The sequence below is a fragment of the Cupriavidus taiwanensis genome (genome assembly GCF_900250115.1).
GTDB lineage: Bacteria > Pseudomonadota > Gammaproteobacteria > Burkholderiales > Burkholderiaceae > Cupriavidus > Cupriavidus taiwanensis_B.
In genome coordinates, this window is sequence record NZ_LT984803.1 from 591,171 (window position 1) to 608,587 (window position 17,417).

The window sequence follows — 17,417 nt, forward strand, 5'->3', positions numbered from 1 at the left end:
GGGTCTAGAATGCAAATTCATTTATAGAATCTATTTATCCGCTTGTTGCATGAATTACACATTGCGCCAGCTGCGCGTGTTCCTGGCGGTGGCCAGCAGCGGTGGCTTCAGCCGCGCCGCGGACGCGGTCGGACTGACCCAGCCGGCGGTCAGCCGAGGCGTCGCCGAACTGGAAGACGCGCTCGGCGTGCGCCTGCTGGACCGCACCACGCGCGAAGTGGTCCTGACCGAAGCCGGCCATGCGCTGGCACCCGCGCTGGAACGCCTGCTCGGGCAACTGGACGACACCCTCGAGGAAACCCGGCAGCTCGGTGAGCGCTATCGCGGCCGTGTGGTGATAGCCGGCGCGCCGACGATCTCCGCCCGGCTGATGCCGCTCTACGTGGCCGCCTGCGCCGCGCAATATCCGGAAATCCGCCTGACCGTGCGCGACAACGTCCAGGCGGACGGGCTGGAGCAGGTCCGCGCCGGCGCGGTGGACTTCGGCGTGCTGATCGATCCGCTGGTGCGTGACGGCTTGCTGGTGGAGCCGGTGGCGACCGACCCGTTCTGCTTCGTTTGCCGGCGCGACCATCCACTGGCGCAGGCGGAAGCGGTGCCGTGGTCGGCGCTGCATGGGATGCGGCTGGTGCTGCTGGACTTTGCCTCGGGCAGCCGGCCGCTGATCGACCGCGTGTTCGGCCGCCATGGCGTGGTGCCGCGCGTGGTGCAGGAACTGGGCCATTCGGCCAGCGTGTTCGGCATGGTCGAGGCCGGCATCGGCGCGTCGGTGCTGCCGTCGTTTTCGCTGCCGCTGCCGGCGGCGTCGCCGCTGGTCTGGCGCCCGCTGGTGCCGCGCGAGGAGCGCAGCATCGTCATGGTGCGGCGCGAGGACCGCTCCCTGTCGCCGGCCGCGGCGGCGGTGTGGGAACTGGTGCGGCGCCTGACCGTGCGGGCCGAGGCGCCAACCATCAGCGCCGCGGCCTGAAGCGCCTGCGCCCGGCCCGTCCGCTCAGCGCGCGGTGACCATCACCGCTTCCAGCTCGAAACTGCCGTCTGCCTGCACGCGATAGTGCTGGCGCACTTCCGCGGGCGCCACCTGCCACAGATGCCGGATCGCGGCCACCGCCAGCGCCGGCGTGCGCATGCGCTGCACCCAGCTGTCGAACTCGATGCCGATGCGCCAGATGTCGGATACGGCAATCGCATCCGCGGCAAAGCCCGCGGCTTCGAACATCACGCGCCAGCCCGCCGGGGTGTAGTCGCGTACGTGCGAGGGATCGCGCAGCAGTTCGACCGATTGCAGCCAGGTATCGCGCAGCGGGTCCGGCGCGCCGGCGATGTCGATCAGCACCACCTTGCCGCCGGGCTTGAGCACGCGGCGGATTTCGGCCAGCGCGGCCGGCACGTCGCGCCAGTGGTGCGCGCTCATGCGCGACACCACCGCGCAGAAGCTGCCATCGTCGAACGGCAGTTGCTCGGCCGCGCCCTGGCGGGTGCGCACGTGGTCCAGCCCGCGCTCGCGCGCCGCGGCCTCGACCACCGCGAGCATGTCGGCCGACAAATCGCAGGCGGTCACCTCGCCCGCCACCGCGGCGGCGGCAAAGCTGGCATGGCCGGCGCCACAGCCCAGGTCGAGCACGCGGCTGCGCGCGCGCTTGGCCACGGGAATCAGCGCGGCCAGTTCGTCCTTCAGTTGCTGCAGGTCGGCGCCGCTGGCATGGACCGCGCTGGTGAGATAGGCGCTGGCGCTGGCGCCGAACTGGGCGGCGACGAGTTCCTGTTGCTGCATGGTGCTGGGCTCCTGGGGGCCGCGGCCGAGCCGGGTCGGGCGGCGTTGTGGTCGGGGAGGGGACTTGCCCGCGAGGCGGGTTCGGCATACTGTAGGCGGGCCGTTTTCCCGGTACAAGTCACCGCTTTATCCTGGTATAAACGCCACCAGCCTGCCATGCCGCCACTCGCCCCGCCTGCCACCCCTCCTGCCGCCGCGCGATCCCCGCCCGCATCGCGCGAAGCCGTGCTCGGCGCCTTCCTGCGCGCGCACCGCGAACGCCTGGCGCCGGCGGACGTGGGGCTGGCGCCCGGCCAGCGCCGCCGCACCCCCGGCCTGCGCCGCGAGGAGGTGGCGCAGCTGGCAGGACTGAGCACAACCTGGGTCACGTGGCTGGAGCAGGGCCGGCCGGTGGCGCTGTCGGCGCGCGCGCTGGCCAGCCTCGCCGCGGCGCTGCGGCTGTCGCGCGCCGAGCGCGCCTACCTGTTCGAGCTGGCCGGCCGGCGCGATCCGCACCACGCTGGCGGCGAGCCGGTGCCAGCCGCGGTGCTGGCCAGCGTGCATGCCATCGACGGGCCGGCTTACCTGCTCGATCGCCAATGGACCGCGCTGGCCTGGAACGCCTCGGCCGCGGACCTGTTCACCGGCTGGCTCGACGCCGCCGCCACCGAGCGCAACCTGCTGCGCGCGATGTTCCTGTCGCCGGCGCTGCAGGCACTGGTGCAGGACTGGCCGCACCGCGCCGCGCGCCTGGTGGCCGAATTCCGAGCGCACAGCATCCGCCATGCCGAAGCGGCACCGACGCGGGCGTTGATCGAGGGATTGATGGCGGAGAGCGCGGACTTCCGCGCCGCCTGGCTGTCGCAGGACGTGGAAGAGCGCGAGGGCGGGCGCCGCGGCTTTCGCCATCCGCGCCAGGGCGCGCTGCAATTCGAGCAGCTGACGCTGGTGCCGGCGGCGGCGCCGGGGCTGATGCTGGTGATGCTGCTGCCCGGCTGAGCGGGCAGCAGCCTGGGCTTACTTGGGCTGCATCCGGATCGCGCCGTCCAGCCGGATCACCTCGCCGTTGAGCATCGGGTTCTCGATGATCGAGCGCGCCAGCTTCGCATATTCGGCGGGCCGGCCCAGCCGCGACGGGAACGGCACCATCTTGCCGAGCGCGTCCTGCACCTCCTGCGGCATGCCCAGCAGCATCGGGGTCTCGAACAGGCCCGGGGCGATGGTCATGCAGCGCACGCCGTCGCGCGCCAGGTCGCGCGCGATCGCCAGCGTCATGCCGACCACGCCGCCCTTGGACGCGGCATAGGCGGCCTGCCCGATCTGGCCATCGAACGCTGCCACCGACGCGGTATTGATGATCACGCCGCGCTCGCCCTCGCTGTCCGGCGTGTTCTGCACCATCGCCGCGGCGGCCAGGCGGATCATGTTGAAGGTGCCGACCAGGTTGATGCGGATGGTCTTGTCGAAGGCATCGAGCGGATGCGGGCCGTTCTTGCCGACCGTCTTGTTGGCGGTGGCAATGCCGGCGCAGTTGACCAGGCCGGCCAGGCGGCCGAGCGACTGCGCCGCGGCGACCACGGCCTGGCCATCGGCTTCCGAGGTCACGTCGCAGCGCACGAACTGGCCGCCGATCTCGCTTGCCAGGGCCTGGCCGGCGGCTTCGTTCAGGTCGGCAATGACGACCCGGGCGGCGGCTTCGGCGAGCAGACGGGCCGTACCGGCGCCCAGGCCGGACGCGCCGCCGGTGATGATGAATACGTTGTCCTTGATTTCCACGATGGGGTCTCCTCGCTCTGGTTTCCGTTTACGTAAACGTTAAGCATTGTACGGAGGCAGGGCCGATGTGCAAGGGGCCGACGCGCGCAAATCGGGGGGTGGCGGTGCTTAAGCGCCGAGCACGCGGCCGCAACCGCGCCAGCATAAAAAAAAGCGGCCGGGAGGCCGCTTTCCTTGCCGGTGCACGCCGAGCCTTACTTCAACGCTTCGAACACCCGTGCCGTGATCTCGTCGACATTGCCGACGCCCAGGATCTTGCGGTACTTCGGCGGCGCCACCTTGGCCGCGGCGTCGCCGTTGGCCGCCCATGCCGAGTAGTAGTCGACCAGCGGGCGGGTTTGCTGCGAGTAGACGTCGAGGCGCTTCTTGACGGTTTCTTCCTTGTCGTCGTCGCGCTGGATCAGCGGTTCGCCGGTCTCGTCGTCGACGCCCGGCGCCTTGGGCGGGTTGTACTTGAGGTGATAGGTGCGGCCCGAGGCCACATGCACGCGGCGCCCGCTCATGCGTTCGATGATGGCGTCGAACGGCACGTCGATCTCGAGCACGTAGTCGATCGCCACGCCGGCGTCCTTCATCGCCTCGGCTTGCGGAATCGTGCGCGGGAAGCCGTCGAACAGGTAGCCGCTCTTGCAGTCGTCCTGCTTCAGGCGGTCCTTCACCAGGCCGATGATGATGTCGTCCGACACCAGTCCGCCCGCGTCCATCACTTTCTTGGCTTCCACGCCCAGCGGCGTGCCGGCCTTGACCGCGGCGCGCAGCATGTCGCCGGTGGAGATTTGCGGAATGCCGAACTTCTCGCAGATGAACTTGGCTTGCGTGCCTTTGCCGGCGCCAGGCGCACCCAACAGGATCAAACGCATTTACGGGTCCTCAGAGTTTTTAATCCGGTATGGCGGAGAGATCAGAAGGAGGGTAACGCCGTAACTTGACGCGAGACTGACTGCGGTCCCGTTGCGTGCTGACTGCGTTCAGCGCGGGCACGGCTCAGGCGTACCCCCGCGTACGGCCGGCGGCGGCTGCCAGGTGGATGGCGGCGCGGCGCACCGGACGGGCTCACTCTTTATCTCCCCACCGAGCCTTGGCCGGCGGCGCGATTGCTCGTGCCAGCGGGGCGGCTCTGTATCGGCAAGCATTATGCCATGAGGCAGCGGGGATTCGGCCCGAAATCGGCCCCCCGGTTCAGGTTGCAGCAGAATCGACCTGAGCGGGCAGGCGCTCGCGCGGCCGCCATGCCCGCGCCGACGGGGTGCCGCTCAGGGCCCTTCCTGGGCCATCGACTGCGCCCACAGCACGCGTACGCGTTCGAGGTCGGCCTGGGTGTCGACGCCGGGCGCGGGCGCGGCCCCGGTCTGCATCACCGCGATGCGCTCGCCATGCCACATGGCGCGCAGCTGCTCCAGCGCCTCGGTCTGTTCCAGCGGCGCCGCCGCCAGCGTCGGGAAGCGGCGCAGGAACCCGGCGCGATAGGCATACAGGCCGATATGGCGCAGCACCGGCATGGCCGGCAGCGGCACCTGCGCCAGCGCGGCGGGCACGGCCGGCACGCCGGACCAGGCGTCGCGCGCCCACGGAATCGGCGCGCGCGAGAAATACAGCGCGCGGCCGGCGGCGTCGCACACCACCTTGACCACGTTGGGATTGAACACTTCGGCGCTGTCGTGCAGCGGATGGGCCGCGGTGGCGATGGCGCAGTCCGCGTGGTGCGCAAGGTGCAGCGCCACTGCGTCGATCAGCGCCGGCTCGATCAGCGGCTCGTCGCCCTGCACGTTGACGACGATGGCGTCATCGGCCAGGCCCAGTTGCGCGGCCACCTCGGACAGGCGGTCGGTGCCGGAGGGGTGGTCGGCGCGGGTCAGCACGGCTTCGATGCCGTGCGCGGCGCAGGCCTGCGCCACCGCCGGCGCATCGGTGGCGACCACGGTGCGCTGCGCCGACGACGCGTGCGCGCGTTCGGCCACGCGCACCACCATCGGGCGCCCGCCGATATCGGCCAGGGGCTTGTCGGGCAGGCGGGTCGAGGCCAGCCGTGCGGGAATGACGACGGTAAAGGCGGGCAGGGTCATGGCCGCGCTGCTCAGTTGCCCGCGGGCGCGTCCGGCTCGATGACGCGGCCCGGCACCGACTGGCGGGCCTCGTCGGCCAGCATCACGGGGATGCCGTCGCGAATCGGGTAGGCCAGTTTGTCGGCGTGGCAGATCAGCTCCTGCGCGGCGCGGTCGTATTCCAGCTTGCCCTTGCACAGCGGGCAGACCAGGATTTCAAGCAGCCGGTTGTCCATCTCGGTGTTCCTCGTTGCGCCCGGCGGCGGCGCTCGCGGCGGCCGGCGCGGGTTGGATTTGCGCCTGCACGGCGCGGCGGATTTTATCGATCAGGCCCGCATCGATCACGGGCCTGGTGGGCACGACCCAGATGCGCGGGTCGTCGAAGCGCTCGCATTTTACGGCATCCTTCTCGGTGATCAGGATCACGTCGGCGTCGAGCGCATCGGGATGGTCGACGAACGGGTCGACCACGAAGTCATAGTGGTCCGGCAGCGGCAGCGTCCTGGGCGCAAGGCCGGCGCCGCGCAGGCTGGCGAAAAAGCGCTCGGGATTGCCGATGCCGGCCGCGGCCAGCACGCGCCGTCCGGCAAAGGCGCTGAGCGGCCGCGCCATGGTGGGATCGGCAAGCTGCCAGGCGTCATCCAGTTCCAGGCGCATGCCGTACACGCCGGGGCGGTCGGGCGTGGCGCGGAAGTTGGGGTCGTTGATCAGGGTGGCGTCGCGCGGTCGCGAGAGCGGCTCGCGCAGCGGGCCGGCGGGCAGCATCAGGCCATTGCCACCCATGCGCGTGTCGAACATCACGATCTCGAAGTCGCGCTGCAGCTTGTAGTGCTGCAGGCCGTCGTCGAGCAGCAGCACGTTGATGCCGGGATGCGACACCAGCATGGCCTGTGCGCACAGCGCGCGGTCGGGGTAGACCCAGACCGGCACGTCGGTGGCGCGCGCGATCAGCAGCGGCTCGTCGCCGACGTCGCCCGCCTGCGAGGTGGGCTTGACCCGGCGCGGATGCTTGAGCTGCACGCCGTAGCCGCGCGAGACCACGCCGGGCCGCAGCCCGGCCTCGGTCAGCGCGTGCGCCAGCGCGATCACCGCGGGAGTCTTGCCGGTGCCGCCCACGGTGACGTTGCCGACCACCACCACCGGCATCGGCAGCCGCGTCGACCTGAACCAGCCGCGCAGGTAGCCATGGCGGCGCACCCGCGCGACCAGCCCGAACAGCAGCGAGAACGGCAGCATGAGCCAGGCGAACCAGCCGCGGCGTTGCCACTGGGCGGTCACGAAGTCGGCAAGGGCATGGCGGGGAACGGGCATGGACGCGGCGGGCGAGAGTCGATGGTCGGGATGCGATTGTAGTGCGCTCGCGGCTACGCCCCGCGGGGCGGCTCAACCATTATGGGCATTGCCGTGCGCATGGGGCAAGCCCGCCGGCCGCCGGCGCGCGGGCCCGCCCGGGGTCAGCGCGGCTGCGCGCTCTGCGTGGCGAAGGTCAGGCGCGACAGCCCGGCCAGCCGCGCGGCCTCCATCACGTTGACCACGGCCTGGTGCGTGGCCTGCGCGTCGGCATTGACAATCACCACCGGCGCCTGGCTGCCGGCGCCCGCGGCGGTGCGCAGCTGGTCGGCCAGGCTGGTGACGTCCTTCTGCTCCATCACCTGCTTGTTGACCGAGTAGACCCCGCGCGCGGACACCGACACCACGATCTCCTGTGGCTGCTGCCGCGCGCGCTCGGCGTCGGCGGTGGGCAGCTGGATCTGCAGCTCGGTAAAGCGCGAGTACGTGGTCGTGATCATCAGGAAGATCAGGATCACGAGCAGCACGTCGATCAGCGGGATCAAATTGATCTCGGGCTCTTCGCGCCGCTGGCGGGAACGGAAGTGCATGGCGTTCGGATGGGCGTGCCGCGCTCAGGCGCGGCGCTGCGGCAGGATGGCGTCGAGGAACGAGGTGGCGCGGAATTCCAGTTCGGCCACGTAGTCGTCGACGCGGCGGCGGAAGTAGCGCCAGAAGATCAGTGCCGGGATCGCCACGATCAGGCCCAAGGCGGTGTTGTACAGCGCCACCGAGATGCCGTGCGCCAGCTGCTCGGGGCTGGTGCCGGTGCCGCCCTGGCTGCCGAAGATCTCGATCATGCCGATCACCGTGCCCAGCAGTCCCATCAGCGGCGCCACCGAGGCGATCGTGCCGAGTGCGTTCAGGTAGCGCTCGAGCTCATGCGCGACCACGCGGCCGGCTTCCTCGACCACGTCCTTGGCGGCGTCACGCGAGGTATGCGGCTGCAGCACCACGTGGCGCAGCCCGGCGGCCAGCACGCGCCCCAGCGGTGAATTCTGTTCCAGCGTGTTGACCACTTCCGGCGTGGCGCGGCGCTGCTGCGCGGCGGCCAGCGCCTCTTCATAGAGCTTTGCCGGCAGCACCTTGCTGCGCTTGAGGGACAGGAAGCGTTCGACGATCAGCGCCAGCGCGATGACCGAGGCGAGCAACAGCGGCCAGATCGGCCAGCCGGCCGCTTGAATGATGGAAAACAATTGGACCCCCGGGATCGACAACCGAATAACGAAACCCCAAACCGCCAGTCGGCATGCCTTGAGGCGCGTGGGCATGATGCCTTGCTGCGCGCTCCGGCATTGCTCTGAAAAAACAGGCGCCACTCTAACCTGCGGCCTGGCGCGCGGCAAGGGACCATGCGCGCCTGTCTCGGGCGCGCATCGTCCCCTGGCGGCGCGCGCTGACGCTTTCCACAGCCGGCAGGGACAGTATTGTGGATCGATTGTGGAAAGCCGCCGGACAAGATCGCTAACTCATTGATCGGAAAGGGCAAAGCACGTTGTGCTTAAATCTTGTGCAAAGGCGTTCCGCAGCGGCTGCGGCGCATCCGGCACGTGCCGCGGCGGCGGCTGCCACGGTTCCGGGCGCCGCTTCTGTGCGCAAGCGCACTTTTCGACAGGACTTTCCACAAAGCAGCGGGACAGTACTGTGGAGGGCTTGTGGAAAGGTGCCTGAGAGTTTTCATAAGCCCTTGATTCCAAAGGCAGTCGACCACCTTGCGTAAAAAACAGGCAGGGCCGTTCATTGTGGGCGGGCCGGCGTTGCAGCCAGCTGGCGCCATCGAATGCGGGGTTTGTCCACAGCAAAGAGGGAGAGCACTGTGGACGGCTTGTGGACAAATCAGGGAGAAGATGCGCAAGCCTTTGAAAACAAATCAGTTTTCCGATAATGCCGAGAAAATGTGCAAACGCAGCAGAAACGCTCGGCGAGGGCGCTGCGTTCAACCGTGCAAGGTCGGGGCGCAGGACGAGGCGCTTGGCGTATCCGATAAGCGGGCTACCGGCCACGTCGCGCGATAAAGTGCCCTATGAGTACTATTTATTCAGGGAAAGCTGTGGATAACTTTGTGAACAAGCCCTTGGCCGGACATGTAAGTGGTTGATGCAAAAGAGAAATGGTTATATTGCCTAAGTTTTGTTGCGCTCACAAACCGCATAAGAATCAAAGGGTTGCACGAATCCATGCGGCTTCCCGGGTAGGGCTGGGCCATCAGCGCTAACCCCTTGACATTGCAGTTATGCTGTGGACATGTCCGAGCCACGCCGCATGCATGCGGCTTCCCCATGTCTGACCTGCCGAATTTTTCGCGTGACCCTTCCGCCACCACGCCGCGCAGCGGCCGCGAGGTGATTCCCGTCGGCGAACTCAATCACGCGATTGCGCGCGTGCTGGAACGCAGTTTTCCGCTCGCCTGGGTACGGGGTGAAATCTCAAACTTCACGCGCGCCGCCAGCGGCCACTGGTATTTCTCGCTGAAGGACGCGCGTGCGCAGATCCGCTGCGTGATGTTCCGCGGGCGCAATCAGCATGTCGACTTCCAGCCGCGCGAAGGCGAGGCGGTCGAGGTGCGCGCGGTGGTCTCGATGTACGAGGCGCGCGGCGAACTGCAGCTGGGGGTCGAGGCCATGCGCCGCGCCGGCCTCGGCAATCTCTATGAAGCCTTCCTGCGGCTCAAGGAAAAACTGTCGCAGGCCGGGCTGTTCGCGCCGGAGCGCAAGCGCCCGGTGCCGGCGCAGCCGCGCGCCATCGGCGTGGTCACGTCGCTGCAGGCCGCGGCGCTGCGCGATGTGCTGAGCACGCTGCGGCGGCGCGCGCCGCATGTGCCGGTGGTGGTCTATCCGGTACCGGTGCAGGGCGCGGGCGCGGCGCAGAAGATCGCGGACATGCTCGATGCCGCCGCCGCGCGCGCCGAATGCGATGTGCTGATCCTGTGCCGCGGCGGCGGCAGCATCGAAGACCTGTGGTCGTTCAATGAAGAGGTGGTGGCGCACGCGATCGCGCGCTGCACGCTGCCGGTGGTCTCCGGCGTCGGCCACGAGACCGATTTCACCATCGCCGATTTCGTTGCCGACGTGCGCGCGCCGACCCCCACCGGCGCGGCCGAGCTGGTCAGCCCGGATCGCGCGCACCTGCTCGCGCAGACCGCGCGCGCGCGCGATGCGCTGAGGCAATGCCTGCGGCGCGGGCTGGACCTGCGCGCGCAGCACCTGGACTGGCTGGCCCGGCGCGTGCGCAGCCCGCAGGCGCAGCTGCAGGAGCGCCGCGCGCAGGTCGACAATCTGGCGCGACATTTGCGGGCGGCATTGCGCGATACCGTGGTGTCGCAGCGCCATCGCCACCAGCTGCTGGCGATGCGCTGGCGCGCATGCCGGCCCGACGCTGCCACAGCCCACGCCGAGGTGGCGCGCCTGTGGCAGCGGCTGCAGGCCGCCGCGCGGCGCCAGCACGAGCGCGCCGGGCAGCGCCTGGCGCGCAGCGCCGGCGCGCTCGAGTTGCTGGCGCCGCAGCGCACGCTGGAACGCGGCTATGCAGTGCTGCTTGACCAGCGCGGACGCGCGCTGCGCGCCCCCGCCGAGATCCGTGCGGGCAGCGTGGTCGAAGCGCACCTGGCCGAAGGCGTGGCCGACCTGGCGATCGCCGCCGTGCAGGCCAAGCTGCCGGAATTCTGAGCCGCCGCGCGGTGCCGGAAACGCCCCGCACGCGCGCGCGGCACAGCTCCGAAAGGCCGCGCCGAAATCTCCCGGAAAGCCGCGCGCGGACAAACTAACATCGGAGCAGGGGGCTTTGCGCCGTGGTTTGCGTGGGTCTTGCAAGTCCCCTACAATCGGCAATTCCGGACCCAACAACCCCAACCCACAGAGACAGAACAATGGAACACAAGCTCCCCCCGCTTCCGTACGCGCATGATGCGCTGGCTCCGCACATCTCCAAGGAGACCCTGGAGTTCCATCATGACAAGCACCACCAGACCTACGTCACCAACCTGAACAACCTCATCAAGGGCACCGAGTTCGAGAACGCGACCCTGGAAGAGATCGTCAAGAAGTCGTCGGGCGGCATCTTCAACAACGCCGCCCAGGTGTGGAACCACACCTTCTACTGGGATTCGCTGAAGCCCAACGGCGGCGGCCAGCCGACCGGCGCGCTGGCCGATGCCATCAACGCCAAGTGGGGCTCGTTCGACAAGTTCAAGGAAGAGTTCACCAAGGTTGCCGTCGGCACCTTCGGTTCGGGCTGGGCCTGGCTGGTCAAGAAGGCCGACGGCTCGCTCGACCTGGTGTCCACCTCCAACGCCGCCACGCCGCTGACCACCGATGCCAAGCCGCTGCTGACCTGCGACGTGTGGGAGCACGCCTACTACATCGACTACCGCAATGCCCGCCCGAAGTACGTCGAGGCATTCTGGAACGTCGTGAACTGGGACTTCGCCGGCAAGAACTTCGCTGGCTGAGCCACCGGTCATCCAGACCGCAGCAAACAGGAAAGGGCCGCCAGGCCCTTTTTTGTTGCCTCGCGATTCCGCCGCGGGTCATGTCAGCGTGATGGCAAAACAGGCTGGACCGCGAGAGTGCAACAATCCCCATGAGGGTGCAGGCAGCCTGGTGCCGGCCTTATCGCGATGCTGCGCAGGCTCAATTGCGGCAACGATCATCAGACATTTGCGCGATTCCGTGAACTCGGATTGCCGGCCGGCAGCGCCAAGCGAGCGCAGCGATGCGTACCGTGCCAGAGCCCCTGATGACCTGAGATACTGACCGCGCGCAGCGCAGCCGTAGGCGTTCCTACGGTAATGCCGGCAGCAGGGACCACTCCGCGCTCTGGGCTCATTCAACCCACACTTCAACGCCCCTGCCACCGCGGTGCACCACCGCGGCACCTTTGCCGGCGCCGCCGCGCGCCAGGCGTGCTTCGACATCATGGGCTTCGCCTACTACCACGCGCCCGTCGCGGCGCAGGCACAGGCCTATGCCGAACTGTGCCGGCATACCGCCCCCGGGCGCATGGCGATGATTTCGTCGCCGAACCGCTGGAAGCGTCGGGCGCGTGTGGGCGGCGCAGGCCAGGGGCACGCGCCAGCGCTTCGTGCCCGTGCCCGGAAGACGCTGTGCCGCCGGCGCGGCTGCCGCCTTGCGTGGCTCAGCGCCCCTTGGCGTCAGGCACGCGGGTCTGGTCGATCGAGGCGCCACCGGTGCCCTTGCGCGGCTTGCCGTGCAGGCCGTCGCGGTCGGCCTTGCCGGCGCTCTCCGAGGCCGGCTTGGGCTTGTCGCGACCGGGCAGGCCGCCCGCGGTGTGCGGCTCCTTGGGGACGTCGCCGAGATCCCTGGCGAGGCCGCCGGGATTGGTGGGCGTGGCGCCCGGCGTGCTCCCCGGCGCCACGCTGGCACCCGGCGGCGGTATGGTCTGGCTGCCCTTGGGACCCTTGTCGGTACGCACGCCGGTTTCGGGCGGCTGCGCCAGGGTGCCGCCGGCAAGCGCGCAAAGCAGCGCGACGGCTGCGGCGCGGGGGATCGTGGATCGCATCGGGTTTCTCCGGTTGAACGCGGCCATGCTGGTACGTCAAAAGCATTTGCCGGGCCACCTCGGGCGTTGCCGTGCGGGCCCTGTGCGCGCCCCGGCGCAACGCACTTTCTACAAGCGCCGGTGGTTGTTACAAGGACGCGGAGGCGACGGGCGATGCGGCGCCGGCATGCGCGGGCAGCGGCCGGGAGGCAGGGCCGCGGGAACGGAAGTTGCGCGCACTGCAGCGTTGGCCGGCGATTGCGGCCCACCTCAGCGGAGGCGTCATGAAACACAGCAAGCACGACACGTCAAACAACCCGGAGCTGGACCGGCGCCAAGGGCTGGATGACCGTGAACTGAAGGAAAACGCTGCGGACAACCAGCGCGCCCGCGAACGCGCCCGCGCGGATTGGGAGAACGCCGCGTCACACCGCAAGCAGGAGCCGAAGCGGCCCGGGAGCGGGCAGTCCGGCAAGGGCGAAATACCGCCCGGCGTCGGTTCGCGTGACCTGCACGATCCCGGCAGCCGCGATCCCGACGCACCGCCGACCGTGAACCGGTCCTGACCGGTCAGGCATGCGCGCCGCGCGCCAGCCGCGCGGCGGCGCGCAGGCTGCGCACGATGCGGTCGAAGGCCGCGGCACGCGCTTCGTCGCTGCGCTGGCGCAGGGCAAAGGAGGGGTGGTAGGTAGCGATGACCAGCCGCCCCTCGTGCTCCACCGGTGTCTCCATCATGCCCGCGAGCGTCACGCTCTTGCGGCCCAGCACCGCGCGCGCCGCGGTGGCGCCGAGCGCTACCACCACCGTCGGGTGCACCTTTTCCAGCTCCCGCTCCAGCCACAGGTTGCAAGCCTCGATCTCCTGCTGCGCGGGCGATTTGTGCAGGCGGCGCTTGCCGCGCCACTCGAACTTGAAATGCTTGACCGCGTTGGTCATGAAGAGCTTGTCGCGGTCCAGGCCCGCTGCCAGCAGCGCTTCATCCAGCAAGTGCCCGGCCGGCCCGACGAAGGGGGAGCCTTGCAGGTCTTCCTGCGAACCGGGCTGCTCGCCCACCAGCATGATGCGCGCGTGGGCCGCGCCGGCGCCGGGCACGCCCTGGGTGGCGTTGCGCCACAACGGGCAGCGCCGGCATTCGTTCAGTTCGCCGCGGCTCACAGGCGGCTTGTTGCGCTCAGGCATGGCGGATGACGGTGGCGCAGCGCACGGGCGCTGCAGCCCATCCGCTGCAGGTTTCGCGCCATGGCGCCGCGTTGCGATCGGTATGGAATTTGCCTCCTCCCAAGACCGCGCGCCGGCCCCCGCCACCGCGCGTCTTGCCTTGCCGCACCGAGCACCTGACGCCTGACGCCTGACCCGCGTGCATGTCCCAGACCATACGCCCCGCCTCCCGCCGTCGCATCGCCGCCGAACTGTTCCGCGCGATCTGGCGCTTCCGCGCCCGCGTGCTGATCGCGGTGTCGCTGCTGCTGCTGGCCAAGGCCTGTGCCGTGGCGGTGCCGCTGATGCTCAAGCTGGTGGTCGACGAGGTCACCCCGGCCGCCGCCGGCACCGATGCCGCGCGCCTGGGGCTGGTGGCGATGCCGGTGTTCCTGGTGCTGGCGTATGCCGTCCTGCGGCTGCTCGGCAACGCCTTCAGCGAGCTGCGCGACGTGGTTTTTGCCTACGTGACGCAGAGCACGGTGGCGGGCTTCATGGAGCGCGCCTTTGCGCACCTGCATGCGCTGGGCGCGCGCTTCCACGCGCAGCGCGCCACCGGCAGCGTGCTCCGCGACCTGGAGAAGGGCACCGCTGCGATCGGTTTCCTGCTGGGCGTGGCGGTCTTCACCATCGTGCCGACGCTGATGGAGATCGTGTCGGTGCTGGCCATCATGATCGGTGCCTATGGCGCGGCCTTCGCCGCCATCATCCTGGGCGTGTTCGTGCTGTACGCGGGCTTTACCTATGTCTTCACGCAGCGGCGCATGCGGGTGCAGCGCCAGGTCAATGCGGTCGAGGCCACCACCAACAGCAAGGTGGTGGACAGCCTGCTCAACTACGACACCGTCAAGTTCTTCGCGCGCGAGTCCTTCGAGACGCGGCGCTTGTCCGGGATGCTGCAGCGCTGGATCGGCATCAGCGTGGAAAACCAGTATGCGCTGTCGGCCCTGCATATCGGGCAGAGCCTGTGCATCGCGGTCGGGGTCGGCGCGGTGATGCTGCTGGCCACGCAGCGGGTGATCCAGGGCTCGCTGTCGGTGGGCGACCTGGTGCTGATCAACGCCTACATCATCCAGGTGGTGCTGCCGCTCAATACGCTGGGCTTTATCTTCCGCGAGTCGAACGACGCCATGACCAACGTCGAGCGGCTGTTCGCGCTGCTCGACGCCCACGGCAAGCCCGGCGAGGACAGCGACGCGCCAGCCGCGCGCCCGCTGCGCGTGTCCCGCGGCGAGATCGTGTTCGACCGCGTCAACTTCAGCTATGACCCCAGCCACCAGACCCTGTGGGACGTCAGCTTCCGTGCCGGCGCCGGCCAGACCGTGGCGGTGGTGGGCGGCAGCGGCTCGGGCAAGTCGACGCTGGCGCGCTTGCTGTTCCGGCTGTACCAGCCCGACAGCGGCAGCATCAGCATCGATGGCCAGGACCTGCGCCTGGTGACCCAGCGCAGCCTGCGCGAACTGATCGGCATCGTGCCGCAGGACACCATCCTGTTCAACGACACCATCGCCTACAACATCGGCTACGGCCGCGAAGGCGCGACCCGCGCCGACATCGTCGCCGCCGCGCGCGCGGCGCAGCTCGACGCCTTCATCGACCGCCTGCCCGACGGCTACGAAACCCAGGTGGGCGAGCGCGGCGTGCGCCTGTCGGGCGGCGAGCGCCAGCGCGTGGCGATTGCGCGCGCGATGCTCAAGCGCCCGCCCATCGTGGTCTTCGACGAGGCCACCTCGGCGCTGGATACCCGCTCGGAGCGGGCGATCCAGCAGGAGCTGTCCGAAGTCGCGCGCGGGCGCACCGCGCTGATCATCGCGCACCGGCTCTCGACCATCGTCGATGCCGACCGCATCCTGGTGATGGAACACGGCCGCATCGTCGAAGACGGCAACCACGCCACGCTGCTGGAGCGCGGCGGCATCTATACCCAGATGTGGCAGTTGCAGCAGCAGCAGCGCGAGCTGGAACGCGCCGAACGGCGCCTGGCGCTGCAGCCGGTGCGCCTGGAGATCCTGCTGGCCAGCGTGGTCGACGGGCTGCGCGAGCTGATCGCCGAGCGCCATGTCAACCTGTTCACGGTGCAGAGCGAGTCGGAGCTGCGCGTCACCGGCGATCCGGGCGTGCTGCAGAAGGCGATCTGGGAGTTGTGCCAGCACATGATCGCCACCATCGAGCCGGGCGGGCGGCTGGAACTGCGGCTCGAGCGGCTGGACGGGCAGGCCGGCGTGCGGCTGTCCGCCACCCCTGGCGAACTGGCGTTGCCGGATGTGCAGGGCCTGCGCGAATGGCTGGCCGAGCACAACGTCACGCTGGCCGCCGACGGGCCTGCGCACGCCTACCAGCTGCTGATGCCGATGCGCGCGGTGCAGGAGCCCGAGGCGCGCCGCGCGCCGGCCGCCACACCGGCCGCCACACCGGACGCCGAGTCCGAACCCGAGGCGCCGGATGCGCAGGCGCTCAAGGGCCTGCGCGTGCTGCTGCTGGACGACGACGAGCCCACGCGCGAGGTGCTGAGCGCCTCGCTGGAAGACTACGGCGCCCATGCCATCGCGCAGCAGCGCGGCGACGACGTGATCGCGCTGCTGGCCGGCACGCATCCGGGGCAATGGCCGCAGGTGCTGCTGTGCGACCTCGCGCTCGAGGAGGAAGACGGCTACACCGTGCTGCGCCGGGTGCGGCGGCTCGAGGCGCAGATGCAGGTGCCGCTGGGCAAGCGCATGACCGCGATCGCGCTGTCGGGGCACGCCGAGCCGCAGGACCGCATGCGCGCGCTGATGGCGGGGTTCCAGCTGCACCTGTCCAAGCCGGTGCGGGTGGGCGAGCTGGTGGCGGCGATCCGTTCGCTGGCGGTGCGCTCCGCGCAGGACACGCAGCAAGCGTAGTGCGGCGGCATTGGCCGGCGCGCGGCTTCCTCAGGCGCGCGGCTCGCGCAGCCGGCGGCGCAGCGTCAGCACCTCTGCCGGGATCACGCGCCGTTCCTGCCACACCCATGGCATGCCGCCCATCACCTCGACCAGGCCGCGCCATCCCTGGCAGCGCCACAGCTGTGGCAATGCCGCCGCGGTCTCGCCCAGCGCCAGGTGCCAAGGCAGCCGCAGCCAGGCCGACCAGATCGCATTGCGCGCCAGCAGCGAGCGGCGCTGCGCGGGATTGCGCAGCGGACTGGGATGGTGGTGCACCACCAGCTGCGGCGCGTACACCAGCTGCCAGCCATGTGCGGCCAGGTCCAGCGCCAGCAGCGTTTCCTCGCCGCCGAGGAAGAAGCGCGGATGGTAGCCGCCGGCCTGGCGGAAGGCATCGGTGCGGAATGCGGTGGCGCCCGCCATCAGGCCCAGGATCGCACGGCCCGGCAGCCTCGCCGAGGGCAGCGGACTGGCCGCCATGCGTGTGCAGGTCGGGTCTTCGCCGCGCTGCTCGCCCACCAGGATGCGCGCCGTCAGCGCGGCGACGCGTGGATGGCGCTCGAACATGGCGCACGCCGCCGACAGCGAGCCGGGCGCCCACCAGCAGTCGTCGTCGCAGAAGGCGACATAGCGGGTGCGGGCCCAGTCCGCGCCCAGGTTGCGGCCGGCCGCGCCCAGGTTGCGCGCGCTGCGCAGCAGTGCGGCGTGGGGGAACTCGCTGCGCACCATGGCCGCGGTGCCGTCGTCCGAGGCGTTGTCGACCACGGCGATGGGCGGGCGCTCCGGCAGCGCGCTCAGGCGCGCCAGCGCGGTGCGCACCGACTCGCGCCGGTTGTGCGTCAGCACCACCACGCTGATGTCGCAAGGCGAGGCGCGCGGGGCACGGCGGGCAGGGGAAGCGGTGGTCGGTATCGGCATGGGAATGGG

Annotated in this window: 17 protein-coding genes; 6 read left to right on the plus strand and 11 right to left on the minus strand. The window is 69.7% G+C overall.

Annotated elements, in window-relative coordinates:
• Positions 1-49: 49 nt before the first annotated feature.
• Entirely contained in the window at positions 50-967 is a 918-nt protein-coding gene (locus tag CBM2586_RS02820; protein WP_115662925.1) for a LysR family transcriptional regulator, read from the plus strand.
• Between the two features lie 24 nt (positions 968-991).
• On the opposite strand, the gene CBM2586_RS02825 is transcribed toward CBM2586_RS02820, so the two are convergent.
• Positions 992-1,771 (minus strand): class I SAM-dependent methyltransferase, encoded by a 780-nt coding sequence (locus tag CBM2586_RS02825; protein ID WP_115686763.1) that lies wholly within the window; start codon positions 1,769-1,771, stop codon positions 992-994.
• Between the two features lie 156 nt (positions 1,772-1,927).
• Here CBM2586_RS02825 and CBM2586_RS02830 point away from each other — a divergent pair, with 156 nt between their 5' ends.
• Positions 1,928-2,749, plus strand: coding sequence for a helix-turn-helix transcriptional regulator (locus CBM2586_RS02830; protein ID WP_115686764.1), 822 nt, complete (start codon positions 1,928-1,930; stop codon positions 2,747-2,749).
• An 18-nt stretch (positions 2,750-2,767) separates the two neighbouring features.
• On the opposite strand, the gene CBM2586_RS02835 is transcribed toward CBM2586_RS02830, so the two are convergent.
• From CBM2586_RS02835 to CBM2586_RS02865, 7 genes are all read right to left on the minus strand, one after another.
• Entirely contained in the window at positions 2,768-3,526 is a 759-nt protein-coding gene (locus tag CBM2586_RS02835; protein ID WP_115686765.1) for a 3-hydroxyacyl-CoA dehydrogenase, read from the minus strand.
• A 194-nt stretch (positions 3,527-3,720) separates the two neighbouring features.
• Entirely contained in the window at positions 3,721-4,386 is a 666-nt protein-coding gene (gene adk / locus CBM2586_RS02840) for an adenylate kinase (protein ID WP_115662921.1), read from the minus strand.
• 393 nt (positions 4,387-4,779) lie between these two features.
• Positions 4,780-5,589, minus strand: coding sequence for a 3-deoxy-manno-octulosonate cytidylyltransferase (gene kdsB, locus CBM2586_RS02845; RefSeq protein WP_115662920.1), 810 nt, complete (start codon positions 5,587-5,589; stop codon positions 4,780-4,782).
• A gap of 11 nt (positions 5,590-5,600) precedes the next feature.
• The gene (locus tag CBM2586_RS02850) at positions 5,601-5,804 is read right to left on the minus strand and encodes a Trm112 family protein (RefSeq protein WP_012351886.1); all 204 of its coding nucleotides are present in this window, start codon (positions 5,802-5,804) and stop codon (positions 5,601-5,603) included.
• Positions 5,785-6,879, minus strand: a complete 1,095-nt coding sequence (gene lpxK / locus CBM2586_RS02855) for a tetraacyldisaccharide 4'-kinase (protein ID WP_115686766.1) — start codon at positions 6,877-6,879, stop codon at positions 5,785-5,787. Before lpxK ends, CBM2586_RS02850 begins: the two co-directional genes overlap by 20 nt.
• Before the next feature lie 143 nt (positions 6,880-7,022).
• Positions 7,023-7,448 carry an ExbD/TolR family protein gene (locus CBM2586_RS02860; RefSeq protein WP_115662919.1) on the minus strand — a complete coding sequence of 142 codons (426 nt, stop codon included), beginning with the start codon at positions 7,446-7,448 and terminating at the stop codon, positions 7,023-7,025.
• Between the two features lie 24 nt (positions 7,449-7,472).
• Complete coding sequence (locus tag CBM2586_RS02865; RefSeq protein ID WP_115663826.1) at positions 7,473-8,093, minus strand: MotA/TolQ/ExbB proton channel family protein; 621 nt, start codon at positions 8,091-8,093, stop codon at positions 7,473-7,475.
• Between the two features lie 1,083 nt (positions 8,094-9,176).
• Between CBM2586_RS02865 and xseA the strand changes: the two genes are divergently transcribed.
• Both xseA and sodB read left to right on the plus strand, forming a co-directional pair.
• A complete protein-coding gene (gene xseA, locus CBM2586_RS02870; protein WP_115662918.1) occupies positions 9,177-10,562 on the plus strand; it encodes an exodeoxyribonuclease VII large subunit in 1,386 nt (461 codons plus the stop codon).
• 200 nt (positions 10,563-10,762) lie between these two features.
• A complete protein-coding gene (sodB, locus tag CBM2586_RS02875; RefSeq protein ID WP_012351891.1) occupies positions 10,763-11,344 on the plus strand; it encodes a superoxide dismutase [Fe] in 582 nt (193 codons plus the stop codon).
• 686 nt (positions 11,345-12,030) lie between these two features.
• Here sodB and CBM2586_RS02880 read toward each other — a convergent pair.
• A complete protein-coding gene (locus CBM2586_RS02880) occupies positions 12,031-12,414 on the minus strand; it encodes a hypothetical protein (RefSeq protein WP_115662917.1) in 384 nt (127 codons plus the stop codon).
• Between the two features lie 263 nt (positions 12,415-12,677).
• Between CBM2586_RS02880 and CBM2586_RS02885 the strand changes: the two genes are divergently transcribed.
• A complete protein-coding gene (locus CBM2586_RS02885) occupies positions 12,678-12,959 on the plus strand; it encodes a hypothetical protein (protein WP_115662916.1) in 282 nt (93 codons plus the stop codon).
• Positions 12,960-12,963: 4 nt separating this feature from the next.
• On the opposite strand, the gene CBM2586_RS02890 is transcribed toward CBM2586_RS02885, so the two are convergent.
• Complete coding sequence (locus tag CBM2586_RS02890) at positions 12,964-13,572, minus strand: UdgX family uracil-DNA binding protein (protein WP_115686767.1); 609 nt, start codon at positions 13,570-13,572, stop codon at positions 12,964-12,966.
• Between the two features lie 182 nt (positions 13,573-13,754).
• Between CBM2586_RS02890 and CBM2586_RS02895 the strand changes: the two genes are divergently transcribed.
• Entirely contained in the window at positions 13,755-16,469 is a 2,715-nt protein-coding gene (locus tag CBM2586_RS02895; RefSeq protein WP_115686768.1) for an ABC transporter transmembrane domain-containing protein, read from the plus strand.
• Positions 16,470-16,499: 30 nt separating this feature from the next.
• On the opposite strand, the gene CBM2586_RS02900 is transcribed toward CBM2586_RS02895, so the two are convergent.
• A complete protein-coding gene (locus CBM2586_RS02900) occupies positions 16,500-17,408 on the minus strand; it encodes a glycosyltransferase family 2 protein (protein WP_115662913.1) in 909 nt (302 codons plus the stop codon).
• Between the last annotated feature and the right edge of the window lie 9 nt (positions 17,409-17,417).